At 41.9% G+C, this 14,308-nt stretch carries 8 protein-coding genes; all 8 read right to left on the bottom strand.

Annotation, left to right across the window (positions count from 1 at the left end; translation table 11 throughout):
- Positions 1-61: 61 nt before the first annotated feature.
- Positions 62-2,557, bottom strand: coding sequence for a single-stranded-DNA-specific exonuclease RecJ (locus tag HUN01_RS11320; RefSeq protein ID WP_181931348.1), 2,496 nt, complete (start codon positions 2,555-2,557; stop codon positions 62-64).
- A gap of 462 nt (positions 2,558-3,019) precedes the next feature.
- On the bottom strand, positions 3,020-6,676 hold the full coding sequence (locus tag HUN01_RS35305; RefSeq protein ID WP_238846180.1) for a DUF4912 domain-containing protein: 3,657 nt from the start codon (positions 6,674-6,676) through the stop codon (positions 3,020-3,022).
- A gap of 731 nt (positions 6,677-7,407) precedes the next feature.
- On the bottom strand, positions 7,408-8,985 hold the full coding sequence (locus HUN01_RS11300) for a hypothetical protein (protein ID WP_181931347.1): 1,578 nt from the start codon (positions 8,983-8,985) through the stop codon (positions 7,408-7,410).
- 108 nt (positions 8,986-9,093) lie between these two features.
- The gene (locus HUN01_RS11295; protein ID WP_181931346.1) at positions 9,094-9,936 is read right to left on the bottom strand and encodes a DUF2382 domain-containing protein; all 843 of its coding nucleotides are present in this window, start codon (positions 9,934-9,936) and stop codon (positions 9,094-9,096) included.
- A gap of 293 nt (positions 9,937-10,229) precedes the next feature.
- Positions 10,230-10,925, bottom strand: coding sequence for a rhomboid family intramembrane serine protease (locus tag HUN01_RS11290; protein WP_181931345.1), 696 nt, complete (start codon positions 10,923-10,925; stop codon positions 10,230-10,232).
- A 35-nt stretch (positions 10,926-10,960) separates the two neighbouring features.
- The gene (locus HUN01_RS11285) at positions 10,961-11,614 is read right to left on the bottom strand and encodes a hypothetical protein (RefSeq protein WP_181931344.1); all 654 of its coding nucleotides are present in this window, start codon (positions 11,612-11,614) and stop codon (positions 10,961-10,963) included.
- Positions 11,615-11,896: 282 nt separating this feature from the next.
- Entirely contained in the window at positions 11,897-12,850 is a 954-nt protein-coding gene (locus HUN01_RS11280) for a YihY/virulence factor BrkB family protein (RefSeq protein WP_181931343.1), read from the bottom strand.
- 28 nt (positions 12,851-12,878) lie between these two features.
- Positions 12,879-14,276, bottom strand: coding sequence for a magnesium transporter (gene mgtE / locus HUN01_RS11275; RefSeq protein ID WP_181931342.1), 1,398 nt, complete (start codon positions 14,274-14,276; stop codon positions 12,879-12,881).
- Positions 14,277-14,308 lie beyond the last annotated feature (32 nt).

The raw sequence follows: 14,308 nt of genomic DNA, 5'->3' as shown, positions 1-14,308 counted from the left end.
ATTAATGAGTTTCAAGCCCCCACTGATTGCGAATTGCGAATTGCGAATTGGTTTGACCTACTTAATTGTCGTAGCTGGCGATCGCAATAATAGTAGATAAAGGCACTTCAGCAAAATACTGTTGCTGAAATTGTTCTTCTCGGACAGCAGCTAAAAATCGTGCAACGGCTGCGTCGGCAAGGTTTTCGGCACTATCGCTTGGATGCCAGGTGATTTGCAAAGAACGGTCTTGTCGTGTGACTGTAAACCCTAAATATTTTAAAGCTTTGATTCCGACAAGTAAGGTTTGGTCGCTGATGCCGATTTTCTCTAAAAGTTGTACGCGGGTAACTAGTTGATTTGTGCGACTGAGATATTTGGCAATTCCTACAAGAGTTAGCCAAATTTGATTGGGTGGTTGGTGCTTGGGTTTAGACCAAGCGATCACTAATTGTTGCTGATTGTCAACCCCAGATCCAGAGCGGCTTGTCATTAAACATCGCCGCAACCACATACGTAAATCATCCCAATTAGTGGGACAATCTTCAATAATCAGTGCTGTTTGCGGTAGCGGGGCGTTGAGCTTGTGCTGAGTGCTGTTAGCGGTAGCGGGGCGTTTAGCCCGTGCTGAGTGTTCCTGATTCCGTAAGTCTAGGATGAAGGGTGTTAGCGATAGTGGGGCGTTGAGTGCTGAGTTAACAGAAGAACGCACAGCAATTAATCTGATTTCATAACGTTTTTTGAAGGTGTTGTAGTCTAATTCTGCTATGCAATCACACCTTCCTATGGGCAATTCATCTTTGTAGTGTCCCCACCATATACCAGGAAAAGCACTTCTGCTGGAATCATCCCGAATGTCAAACTCAGTTTTAATGTACTGTACTTTTTTTCCTTGCCAATCCTGCTGATTGCGATGCCAAGAATTTTCAAACCAACAGTTTTGAATTAGCAATTTCGGAACAGGATTACCCATTCCACAAGGTTCTAGCAGTTTCAGTTCCAAAAATAACTCTTTCCCCAAGTCTGCGACTGTCACCGTCAAGTCTGCTTGCACGGTTGGTGTTAGGGTTGTGCTACCTAACGTTTGGCGCAACTGTTGATTAATCGCCGCTGTAAATAAAGGAATATTTTCCACCAACAAACTTAAACCAGCTGCAAAAGGATGTCCCCCAAAGCGATGTAACAAATGTGCTTGGTCTTTCACCAGTTGGTATAAATCGACAGAATTTACCGAACGGGCAGAACCACGAGCTAATAACAGTGCTGTTAGCGGTAGCGGGGCGTTTAGCCCGTGCTGAGTGCTGAGTTCTGAGTTAGAAGATAAAGAAGTAATTTCTCCCTCTGCTCCCCTGCTCCCCTGCTCCCCTGCTCCTTCCGTACTTAACAAAATCGTTGGGCGTCCTGTTTCTTGTGCTACCTGTCCGGCGACTAAACCCAATACACCCGCAGGCCATTGGGCATCTTCTAAGACTATGACGCTGGTGGTTGATAAGTCTAATTGGGTGAGTTTTTGCGCCACTTGTGCTTGCACATCTTTTTGTAAAGATTTGCGGCGGGTGTTGGCGAGTTCTGTAACTTCGGCTAGTTCGTTACAACGTTTGGCATCGCGGCTAGTTAATAATTCAACGCAGAAACTAGCATCACCTTGAATGCGGCTAACGGCGTTAATTCTTGGCCCCAAACCAAAGGAAATATCTGTGGGGCGATCGCCATTTTTCTGGCACAATTCTAATAATCGCCCTACCCCTGGACGCCGCCGCTCTGCTGGTGGTTGTTTAAAATCTTCTTGCAGTCGTTGAATTCCCATCTGTGCCAAGTAGCGACAATCTCCACTTAACTGCACTAAGTCGGCAATTAATCCAACTGCAACTAAATCTAATAAATCCTCTAACGGATATTTTGCAACATTAGGTAGGGTTTGATAGAGTGCTTCCACCAACTTATAAGCTACCGCCACCCCAGAAAGATTAAATAACTGATGTTCCCTTGGTAAATAACGGGGATTGATAATTGCTGCGACGGGTGGGCGTTCGGCGGGTAAGGTGTGATGGTCTGTAACTATTACATCTATGCCTAACTGTTTAGCATAGATAATTTCCTCAAGGTTTGTACTACCTGTGTCGCAAGTAACTATTAATTTACAACCTTGTTTTGCTAAGTTATCAATCCCTTGTTCATTAAGTCCGTGGGATTCTTTCAGGCGATTGGGAATGTAGTAAGTTAACTGAGTATTTTGAGCGAAAAACTGCCCCAATCCGTCCCAAAGTACAGATGTGGCGGTAATGCCATCGGCATCGAAGTCTCCCCAGATGGCAATTATTTCTTTAGTATTGCGTGCTTGTTGCAACCGTGCGATCGCCAGCTGCATTTCTTGCCCAAACTCAAAGGGACTCTTTGGTTGATAAGCTTTATGGTTGATAAAAGCTGTTAATTGTTGATTATCTTTAATTCCTCTTTGCCACAACAATTGCGCTGCATACAGTCCACTTGATGCAGGTGTATACTGTTTCACCGCTTGGATAAACCACTCTGGTGGTTGTTCACTTGCAGATATAGTCCACTGCTGTTGTTCTGGCATATAAATACATCTTGGTAATGAAGTCCAAACCCTGGATTTACCCCCCTTAATCCCCCCTTGCAAAGGGGGGAAATATCTGGTTCTCCCCCTTGGCAAGGGGGAGTTAGAGGGGGTCAGAAGGACTTGTGTGTACACCGTAGTCTTGCAAAGGGGGAGTTAGAGGGGGTCAGAAGGACTTGTATGTACACCGTAGCCCCAGGGGATTAAGGGGAGCCAGTGCGGTCTTCCCCAAGTAGAACATCTGGCGTGTGGGGTGCAATGACTATGGGAATTATAACTAATTATGCGGACATGATATTAGGCATAAAAACCCTAACCTGCGTAAATTGGGTTGAGGAACGTAGCAAGATCCCCGCAGGGTAACCCAACAACTAATGCTTGATGTTGGGTTTCACTTCCTTCAACCCAAGCGTATTGCTTTTAAGGGAAGAATCGGGTTAGAGAGGATAACTCAGGGTAATGTTAGCTTTCGGAAGTTTCCTGGGAGAACCTCTTATGGATAGTTCTTGTGGATTCTCCATCAGCAGCTACCGTTATGAGATAGTCCATTAAACCATCTGAAAAGGGGAGACGTAAGTGGAAAGTACCATCGGGTTTGATTTTGATGGAATGACCACCAATGTTTACGCTTGTATTTGGTTGGGTTGCTCCGTGAATAATCAACTCAGCATCGGCCACAAACCAAAAATCTCCGTGGGGATGACTGAAGACACGAACGTTAGGTGAACGGGCTATGAGTAACCAACGATCGCCATCAGCGATATAGCCAATTTCAACCATGTAGTCGCGATCGCTGACGGGAATTGCCACAAAGCGATCGCGTGCTACCTCTTCACATTCATACTGCTGTACAAGCTGGGGACTTTGATAACTCAAGTCAATTCCAGTCACATCGTAAAGCCGCACTACCAATTGGGAACCACCCTGTTGATGCAGCACTTCCTTCTGAGCCTGGGAAATGTACCAAGAGACATAAGCCCATTTGGGAGTGCGGGGTGTGAGGGCAATATTGCTCTCTTCTTCGCTGATCTCTTCTTCTACATCTACCAACTCAATAGCTGTTTCGCTTGTTAACGCTACATCTTCAACGGTGGGATCTGTTGTGGGATCTGGATAGACAGGACTGAAAACACGAACGATTGCTGACTGGGCGATGAATAACCAGCGATCGCCATCAGCGACATAGCCAATTTCAGCTATGTAATCGCGATCGCTGATGGGAATTTCTACAAAGCGATCGTGTGCTGTCTCTTCACATTCATACTGCTGGACAAACTCAGGACTTTGATAACTCAGGTCTATCCCAGTGACATCATACAGCCGCACTAGCAATTGAGAGCCGCCTTGTTGTTGCAGCGCTGCTTTCTTGGTTTCGGAAATCTCCCAAGAGACTTCAGCCCATTGAGAAGTGCGGGGTGTGAGTACAATAGTGCTCTCTTCTTCACTGCTGTCTTCTTCACCGATCTCTTCTTGGACATCTACCAAGTCAATATCTGTTTCATCTGCAATTGCTACATCTTCAACGATGGGATCTGGGTAGATCGGACTGAAGACACGAACAATAGCTGAACGGGCAATGAATAACCAGCGATCGCCATCAGCGGCATAGCCAATTTCAGCTATATAGTCGCGATCGGTGACGGGAATATCCACCAGACCATCGTCTGCTGTCTCTTCACATTCATACTGCTTTACAAGCTGAGGACTTTGATAACTCAGGTCAATGCCAGTCACATCGTAGAGCCGCACTACCAACTGATAGCCACCTTGTTCCCTTAGCGCTGCTTTCTTGGCTTCGGAAATCTCCCAAGAGACATAAGCCAATGTATAAGTATGTGGTGTGAGCACAATATTGCTCTCTTCATCTGCATCTACCAAACCAATACCTGTTTCGGCTGCAATTGGCTCATTGTCAACCGTAGTATCAGTTTCTCCTTGGGCATCTGATCCCAAAGTGGTAGCCCAGGCTCCCATCCCTGCGCCTGCTGCTAAAGCCGCAGCGGTGGCAAAGTCTGTGGAGTCAGCTTCAGCCACACCTTCCCCAATAGTCGGTTCTGCTGGAGATGTTTCTTCTGGGAAATCGATAGTGGGTTCGGCTGCGTCCGCCACCACATTCAATACATCTCCTGGAAATGGAAATTCTGGCAAATTTAGCAGTGAGGATGTGTCTGCTACTGACGGTTCCACATCATCTGTGACATCATTTGCCACTTCCCCAGACTCCGGTAAGGGAAGTTCATCTACTGAGTCTTCAGTTGAGGTAATACTATCTAGCCAGTTCAATTCTGCCTGAAGTTCCTCATCTATCTGATCTTCATTAACTTCTGTGTCCCAATACGCAAAACTAGATGTTGCTTCTGGCACGTCTGGTAATTCTGGAAGTGGGTCTGTTACCTCAGATGAAGGCAGTTCTACATCAGATACTTCTTCTGGAATATTAGCCAGATGAGGATATGGAGTATTAACTACCGCAGCTGGGGCTTCTATATCCCATGCAACTTCATCAGACTCAGGATTACTTGCCTCAGTATAATTGTCTAACTCAATTGTCTCATCAAGCGGGACTATTTCTGTTTCTTTGTTGGTAAAGGCAGACCAGGTAGCCGCCCCGATGCCCGTTGCTAGAGCCGCACCACCAGTTAACGCTGCGGCTCCTAAGTTGTTATTGTTATTTTGCGATCCATTAGCAACACCTGAAGTTGTGCCTTCATACAGGTTAGAAGTGCCATTAGTTGCCTCTTGGACTAAATTTGATGTCCCCTGAGTAGCATTCTGGGTCAGGTCAGATTGTGTTTGAGCATAGATGTTGAAAGGAGTGCGATCGGGGGTTTCTTGCTCTTGGAATTGCGGTACTGGCTGCTCCTCAAGCATCGCTCCGTTCAGGGAGGAAACTGTGCTCGATGCCAGCACAGTTGTTTCTCCATCCTCTGTGTTGGGTGGATGAGGATTTGATTCTGGTAAGTTGTCTGTTTTCTCTGTGGGTAATGAGCGTTTTCCGAGAGTCCACCATAGTAAGGCTCCAGCTACACCCAGAAAAAAGACAGGTAGTAGCAACCAAATTGGTGTTTCTTTGTTGACAATTGGACTGTTTTGTGCTGGCGCAGCCGCCACAAAGGGCTGTTCGCCAAATACAGAAGCACTGGCATTAGGGGAAGGCGTAGCCGCTGGTGTTGTCTGGGCACTGGGGGAAGCAGCGACAGCAGGTTGTAATACCCTGGTTGCGATCGCCTCTGCTTCAACAGTCATCGCTTGTTCTATAGCCTGTTGTCCTGGGGGTGCTAGGGTAAAGCCGAGAAAATCTACTGTGGTTAAGTTAGGATTTTTTTTGTAAACGTAAACTAAAGGTTGCGAGAAGGGATATCTAGCATCATCTGGCAAGGCTTGATGTAATTGCAGAACTCGCACATCTTTCAACTTCGATACCTGATTAGCTAATACATAGCTGATGCCATCTTTGCCTAATTCTTTGATGACTTCTGCGGTATCATCCTCAGTTAGTTGGGTAGCATTGGCTCCTGTCGCAAACTCAGCAGTCTTGAAGGCTGGATAGGTACGAAAAGTATTGCGAGTTTCACTCGTATTAGGGTGATCGATTAACCTAACCTTCCCTGAAGGCCCTCCTAGCTGTGACCAATTTGTAATTTGTCCCCGGAAAATCCGGGCAAATTGCCTACTAGTCAAGCTTCCTTTGAAAGGATTATCTGCACCAACGACGATCGCAATCTTTTCACGGCGCAAGCGAACTTGCTCTAGTCCTTGGGCTTTTTCTGCTGGCGTCAATCCACGCCCCATTGCTACTATGTCAACTTTGCCATCTAGCAAATTTTTCAGCGCCGTATCAGTGCCGTTAGCAGCAACTTCAACTTTTGTGCCGGCAAACTGTTTTTCAAAACTTTCTTTCAGGCTTTGGTTGATTGCACCCAAGCTATTTGAACCGTCAATCCGCACTATTGATCCATTCTGCACTGTTTGCGGCAGTGCAAAAGAGGGAGTTTCAGGTGTAGATTGTGCCAGCATGGGTTCTGATACCATCAGAGTTGCTGCCATTGGGGTCGTAGCTAAGGCAACCCATAATACCAGCCTGACTATCGAAGTATCTTTTTTTTCTTGTTGCCACATATGCCCATTATTAAAGTAAAAAATAGAAAGCCTGCCAGTCCTAAATCGTGATCTTTTTTAAGGATGATGGAGGAGACGCGCTAATTATACATCTGAGTTATCTTTAGTTCTAATTACTTCAAGTTACTTGTGCTGGTTTATACTTCGTCTTGGTTCATATAGCATGATAATTTATACTCTAATTGCCAAAGTCTGTTTACTATAAATTCTTCTAAGTTATATTGCAACTTATACCAAGTTAGTAGCTTATGGCCACGATTATGAATTATTGAATTACTAAAACTGGTAAAGTGTAGCAAATTCAATATTTTTTAACAATATTATTTTCAGTAGTGCTGAGTTCTGAGTATCCTTTTGTCTTAAATAAGTACTCATTCAGGGCTTACGCAAACAAAAGCCGAAATACCCTGCGGGTGACGCTCCTTCGTCGCTAACGCTGAAAGCGTTCTCGTAAGTGTAGCTGCTTCTCTAAGAGAGGCTGCGCCAACGCGTAGCTTGCTTCTTTGCAGGAGTATGCGTCTATTGGGTACTCCGCTTTGTTTTTTTTTACGATTGTACCTCATAATAGATGCAAGTGCTGTATGCTCTTGAGCCTCTTATATTTAATTGTGCCTAGCCACTTACTTAAGCAAGTTGCTAGTAAAGACTTTAATCCTTAGTTTTTAAGCAATAAAGTCCTTACTACAAACCCTCAAAACTAGCTTTAAGTATTAGCTTTCAGAAAGTCTTGATTATATTTTGTGGTGAGCAATCTTATCTGCGAAAAGATTAAAAAAATGTTCTGTCTGTGTATCTTCTCCACCCCAGCCAGGAATTTTATTTCCTATTCTAGTGAAAAAATCATAGATGATAAATTGAGCAATTTTTTTCTTTCTTCCTTTAGCAGAGTAAATAATTTGACAAGGATAGGCAAGCATTCCCAGAGTAGGGATTAAGCCAACAAAAAAGGCAATCCAAGGAATTTCATGCCTACTGAGCGCTGCTTGTAAGATTCTCCAAGATGTATAAACTGTTCGATAAACTGGGCCTCCTATAATTAACCACGTAATGAAAATAAATTCATCAATTAGCCCTAGTACATAAAGAAGTGGTACTAGTAAGTATTCAATAACTTTAATAAATATTTTTATACCCAGATGAACGCTGAAATCATTTAAATAATCGCTAGTGCTTTCCTGTTTTAATTGCTGCAATAGACTGTTAGCTTCTTCGTTCATTAGTTGTTTTCTATTTCGCCAATACTCGATTCTTTTAGCTAGATAATTTCTGGCGATGTTAGACCTATAACGATGAGATGAAATAAATTTCCACAATTGATAAAAAAATTGTAAGTAGGGGATTTTTAGGAGTTTATTGATAATAGCAATAGGTAATTCAATAAAAAGCTTATATACCAATTGAACTATTATTCTCAGCAACTCTCGTCCATACCACAACAACGGGTGTTCAGAATACCATTTAGCTTGTTGTTCGTCAATTCCTCCTTTTTTGAATTGATATTGAATACTGCGATCAACTCTCCTCATTGACTTCCACTTTTTTTGGTGAAACTCTAATTGGAAAATATTCTCTAAAACTTCAGCATACTTTTGAGTACCCAAGCTATTTTCTAATTCTGCCCTATATCTATTTAAATATCTGTTTAATTTATCCGTATCTACATCATCGAATAATGCCCGTCTATATTTTATTGATTTAGGCAAATAAAATGAAAAAAGTGCTAAGGGATTCAACCCAAATAAAGCTGGTACACCCGATTCTAAATCTATCCAAACAAAAACATACTTTCCTGGGGTATCGTTTGCTAATAAAAAATTATTTAAAGCTGTGGGTGTTCCTTTACCAGCTTGCCAAACTAGTCCATCAAGACCTGCTGCAATTAATTTTTTCTGTAATGGCAGCATAATATCAGAAACTAAGGCAGGTAATTCGCCTATTCGCTCATGATTACATGGTTGACGTAAGGAAACGTGTCTCCCAACAATAAATTCTGTATCTAGTTGATAGGCTTTAAATTCTTGATTCCAAGAAGTGGCGATCGCTTCTGCAACTTTTAAAGTATCGCCGAACCAAAACTGAACTAATTCAGTGAGAATTCTCCGGCGAAAAAAAGCGCATTGTATCGCATCTTCATTCCAAACATAAGGATTCGGAGAGCCGAAGAAAAAATAATGAATTATGCTAGCAATTTTGTCTGTATAAAATATTTTTTTTGCTATTAAACCTTCCTGACTAGAGACTAAAAATACCTGTCCTGACCTACCAGCCCCCAGCAATTTACCAGGAAAATTATGCTCTAATTGTGCCATTTAGTTTGATTTTACCTTTGTTTTATTTGGGGGGCTAATTTCTAAATCCTTCTCCCAAGCTTAGGAGAAGGATTTAGGGTGAAAGCTTTTAATTCATGTAAAAAAAACTTACTTTTCTGTCATAGAACGCCCTTGAGTATCTATGTCAAGTTCTTCGCGTCTAACAGTTTCTTGAGCTTGAACTGTGTCCTGTTCTACAACTTTCTTGACTCGCACCTCTTCTCGTACAACAGCTTCTTTGCGGATATCAGCCGTTTCTTCGTAAATATCCATACGAGCTACTTCACCTTCGCGGAAAGTTGCGTCACCTGGACGAGTTGGCGTAGCATTTGTGGGGCTTGTACGCTCAATTATTACTCGCTCTTTTTCTACTGGTACTGCAACACTGGTAGTATCAGTTTCGATGTGTTTACCAACAGAAACTTCCCCTGTCTTGCGGCGTTGCTTGCTAGCAATCAATCGTTCTTCGTACAGCTTCAGAGTTTGACCATCCTGTTCGTTAATATTGTATAACGAGGGTTCTTGCTCATGTTTGTAAGTGCTGCGGTCATAAGCAGCAGGCTGTGTCTTAGTAGGAGTAGCAGCCGAAGGCCGATAAATACCGCGTACTTGCTCCTCGTAGTCGTAATCAATCGTTTCTAAGTCATCAAAATTGGGCAAGTTTTCCACTTGCTCTCTAGTCAGACCTTTGGCATATATTCGCTTGTCAGTATAATGAACGTCAGCAAGACCAACAGGTAGCAAGACTTTTTTACCAAAAATCCAGAAGCCTGTATCCACTACAAAATAGCGGAATTTACCTGTTTCTTCATCAACTAAAATGTCATGAACTGAACCAACTTTTTCATTTGTTGCCGTATAAACATCAAAGTTATTGATGTTCATATCATCTACTCCAGAAGAATTTTTTCGATAGTCTGGGTAGGATTGTTCTAGTTTTACAAGTGCCATTTCTTTATTCTCCAATGTTTGATCTATTACTTACCATTTTAATAAGATTTATTAAAGATTCCTCTTACTATTGGAAGATTAACTAGTAGTAATTTTTGATTTTATATTGATATTAATATTTTTGTAGTTAGTAGATTTATAACAAAATAAAATTAGATATTGGGTTTTTCTATAGAAAAACCCAGTGGTAATAGTTGGGAAGGGGATATTCAATGAGTATGATTGTTTAGCGATCGCACGCACCCAGATTATTCACCCAAAGTAGCAGCTATTGAATGAGATATTTAAATTTTCTAGCGGCGTTTATACAAGCCAAATAAAGGAGCGAGAATTGCTCCAAAGACGAAGCCTCCCGCGTGTGCCCAGTAAGCAATCCCCCCACTTTCCATACCAATATTAGAGCGAGCCTGTAAGCTAGCAATACCATAGAATGCTTGCTGGGCAAACCAAAACCCAAGAAAGAAAAATGCTGGAACTCGTACCGTAGTCAAGAAAAACCCCAAGGGAATTAAGGTCAGAATTTGAGCTTTTGGGAAACGGAGAATGTATGCACCTAAAATTCCAGCGATCGCACCACTAGCACCCAAGGAAGGAATCGTTGAATTTTGTGAAAAAAACCACTGAGATAGCGCTGCTAAAACACCGCACGTCAGATAAAAAATTAAATATTTCACATGACCCAAGCGGTCTTCAATATTGTTACCAAAAACCCACAAAAACAGCATATTTCCTGCTAAGTGTAAAAAACCACCATGCAAGAATTGAGATGTAATCAAGGTCATCCACTCTGGTATTACCTGACTCTCCAAGCCACTAGGACAAGTGGCTGAAAGTTGGCATGGTACTAGCGCCGCCGTGTAGAAAAATCTTTGTAATTGTTGCGGCGTCAGATTCAGTTGATAAAGAAAAACCAGAATGTTAGTAACAATTACCCCGTAGGTAACATACGGGGTAATTGTTGTTGGGTTATTATCGCGCAGAGGAACCACAGTTATTTTTTCTGATAATTGCGACTTGAAAATATTTAGAAGTTGTAGCCAACACCCAGTAAAATTCCTACATCAGTTTCATCAATAAAACTGATATTTACCCCACCCGTTGCTGTAATCTGTGGGGATAAAGGCACATCTACACCACCAGAAATCAATGCGCCCACAGTGCTATCTCTACCTGTAGAAACTGCAATACCACCACCGATATAGGGGGCTATACTCAACTGGGTCACTTCCAAATTTTCTACAGGAAAATCTACAGTGAGTGGCACAAGAAAAACTGTATTATCTCCAACTAAAGCCGCAGGACGAAAAGACAAATTTTGTGTAAGTCCTATTTTGCTAATTACAGCAAATGAACCTTCACCTACCCGTGTATTGCCAGTTAAACCAATGTTACCAGCAACACCAAAATAGCTAGAACCCGAACGGGTGGCTCTACCAGGTTCAAAAGTTTGAGCTACCTTCTCAGATTGAATGGCTGAGGAAGGCTGTGTTGATTCTATAACCAAGTCAGATGCAGAATTAAGATTAGTAGCAGGAGTTTCACTTACTTGTTCTGCTTGATTTGTAAGAGTATTAGCCGAAGAAGAGTTTTCAGCACTAGCTGGTAAAATACTACCAATAACAGCCACAGTAGCACACGCTAGTAGAATATAAGTGCGCTGGACAAGAGTTGTAATCATAAATATTCCTTCCTTTTTATCCTCTTGTTTCTAGTATTAGCAACAAATGTGAAGAGAAAGTGACAGATATTAAATTTTTGCTAGTAATCTAGTTGAAATTGTTTTATTTGGTGATAAATTTACTCAATTAAAAAACATAGTTAAAAGTTATGCTACCACTATTTATAGAAGTCCAGTATTTGGACACCGCAAATATCTAATCCTTTAGATATAAATTTACTTACGAGTTAAATTAAACTTTTTGATAATTAATTTATAATTTATGTAAATTAAATAAAGTTTTTATCGATAACGCTTGGGCCTGCCTTGATTATTATCTCTATCCGAATTAGGTTCTTGAGATTCGTTTTGATTTTTGCCGGAAGTATGTATAGCATATTCTTCTGGGATAATAGGAGAGCCATTCATTTTGGCGTAATTTTTAGTAAACTCTGCTCCTAAAAATAAGATATGAGCGGCGTAATAAATCCATGTAGTAATAATTACGAATGAGCCAGCAACACCATACGCAGAACCAATATCAGTTTGGCTAAGAAATAACCCAAAGAAAAACTGACCAATCATAAATAAGATGGTGGTAATTGCCGCACCCACTCCAGCACACCGCCATGCAACTTGAGCATCGGGTAAAATGGTATATATTGCGGCAAATAGAAATGTTAGAATACTAAATGAAAGTAAAAAGCTGAGAGCTTGCCACAGAGAACTTAATCCAGGTAATAAATCGCTTAAGTAATTAACTGTGATGAATAAAACGTTTCTGACTATATAAGAAACAAATAGTAAAAAAGCAATGACTAACACCATTGCAAAAGATAAAACCCGTTTCCGCAAAAAATGAAAGATTTGCCGTTTGGGTTCTGGTTTGACTTCCCAAATTTTATCGAGCGCATACTGAATTTGGGCAAAAACTCCAGAAGCACCAAAAATGAGAAAGCCAATATTAAAAATTAGTTGTAACAATCCCCCCCTAGCATCTTGTCTTAAATTTGCGATCGCAGTAGCAAGTAATTCTGCGCCTTCTTTACCAACTATTTCTGTCATTTGGTCAACAATCTGTTGTTGCGCTGTGGCTTCTCCATAAATTGCGCCAAGGATTGTGATAATAATCACCATTAAAGGTGCAATAGAAAATACTGTGTAATAAGCTAAGGATGATGCCAAAAGAGATACTTCGTTAACTTGCCACTCGGAGAATGTTTCTTTTAAGAGTCTCCAAACTTGTGTTAAGCGCATAATGAAAATTGTTTGGCTGGCGGCCTGCTCATATTTGTAAAATGACCCTTGCTATCATTAAATAAACAAACACTCCTAAAACATCTACCGCAGTAGTAATAAATGGGGCTGACATTAAAGCTGGATCTAAACCGAGCGAACCAAATAAAAACGGTAAACCAGAACCAGAGAAAGCGGCAATGATAGTAATTGCCACCAAACTCATCCCCACTGTAATTGCAATTGGCAAACTGCCTTCCAGGAAGTAAGCCCAGATAATAACTGCTACTCCTAACATCACTCCCAATAGCGCCCCTGTAATTGTTTCCCGCGTCACTATTTGCAAAGCTTTTTTGATACCAACTTCCTTCAGATTCAGACCTCGAATCACAACCGTTGAAGATTGCGCTCCGACATTTCCACCTGCATCAATCAACAAGGGAATAAAAGCAGCTAAGGCAACAACTTGTTTTAAAACATCTTCTTGAGAGCTAATGACAGTAGCAGTGCCAGTATTGGCAATTAAGAGAACAAATAGCCAAACAACCCGTTTACGCGCTGCTGTTAATATATTTGTCTGGAAATAGCGATCGCCCCCAGCTTCCAACCCGCCTAAAGTATAAATATCCTCAGTGGTTTCTTGCTCCAAAACATCTAGCACGTCGTCAACGGTGACAATGCCAACTAGACGCTGTTCTGTATCTACTACAGGCACAGCTACTAAATCGTAGTGTTGGATGACTCGCGCTACTTCTTCTTGGTCTGTATCTGTGTGGACGAAAACTACATCGCAGGTCATAATTTCACCCAGCCTTTGCTCTGGCTGGGCAATCACTAAATCTCTAAAGGAAAGAGTTCCGGTAAGGCGGCGTTCTCTATCAGTCACGTAAAGGTAGTAGATAGTTTCAGCCGCACTAGCGAAAACGCGAACCCGTTCAATGGCTTGGCTAATCGTTAAACCTTCCTTCACAGAAAGATATTCTGTAGTCATAATTCGCCCAGCCGTGCCTTCTTTGTAGCCTAGAAGTAGAGCAGTGGCTTCGCGTTCATCTGGACTGAGTTGTTCCAGTAGTCGGCGGACGACTTTAGCAGGTAATTCGTCAAATAGTCGCGCTCGGTCATCGGGCGACATCTTATCTATAATGTCGAAAACTTCTTGATGTCTCAACTCTGCAATCAAGGATTGTTGCACACTAGAGTCGAGATATTCATAGACTTCGATTGCCTCTTGTTTTGAGAGTAAGCGAAAAGCTATAGCTTGCATAGCTTTTGGCAAATCTTCAATAGCTTGGGCAATATCTACAGGTTGTACAGGTACTAACAGAGCTTTCGCTCCCTGGAAGTTTTCTTGTTGTAGTAATGCTTCGAGTTGCGATCGCACTAATTCTACAAGTTCTTGTCGGGACACATTTGATCGTCGTGTAGATGAAGGTGGATTCTCTGTCAAAGACACCTCCTTGATGACTTAATGAAGATTTA

It is taken from the genome of Nostoc edaphicum CCNP1411, from assembly GCF_014023275.1.
Classification (GTDB): Bacteria; Cyanobacteriota; Cyanobacteriia; order Cyanobacteriales; family Nostocaceae; genus Nostoc; species Nostoc edaphicum_A.
The sequence above is the reverse complement of the archived record's forward strand: the minus strand, read 5'-3'. Positions and strand labels throughout refer to the sequence as shown.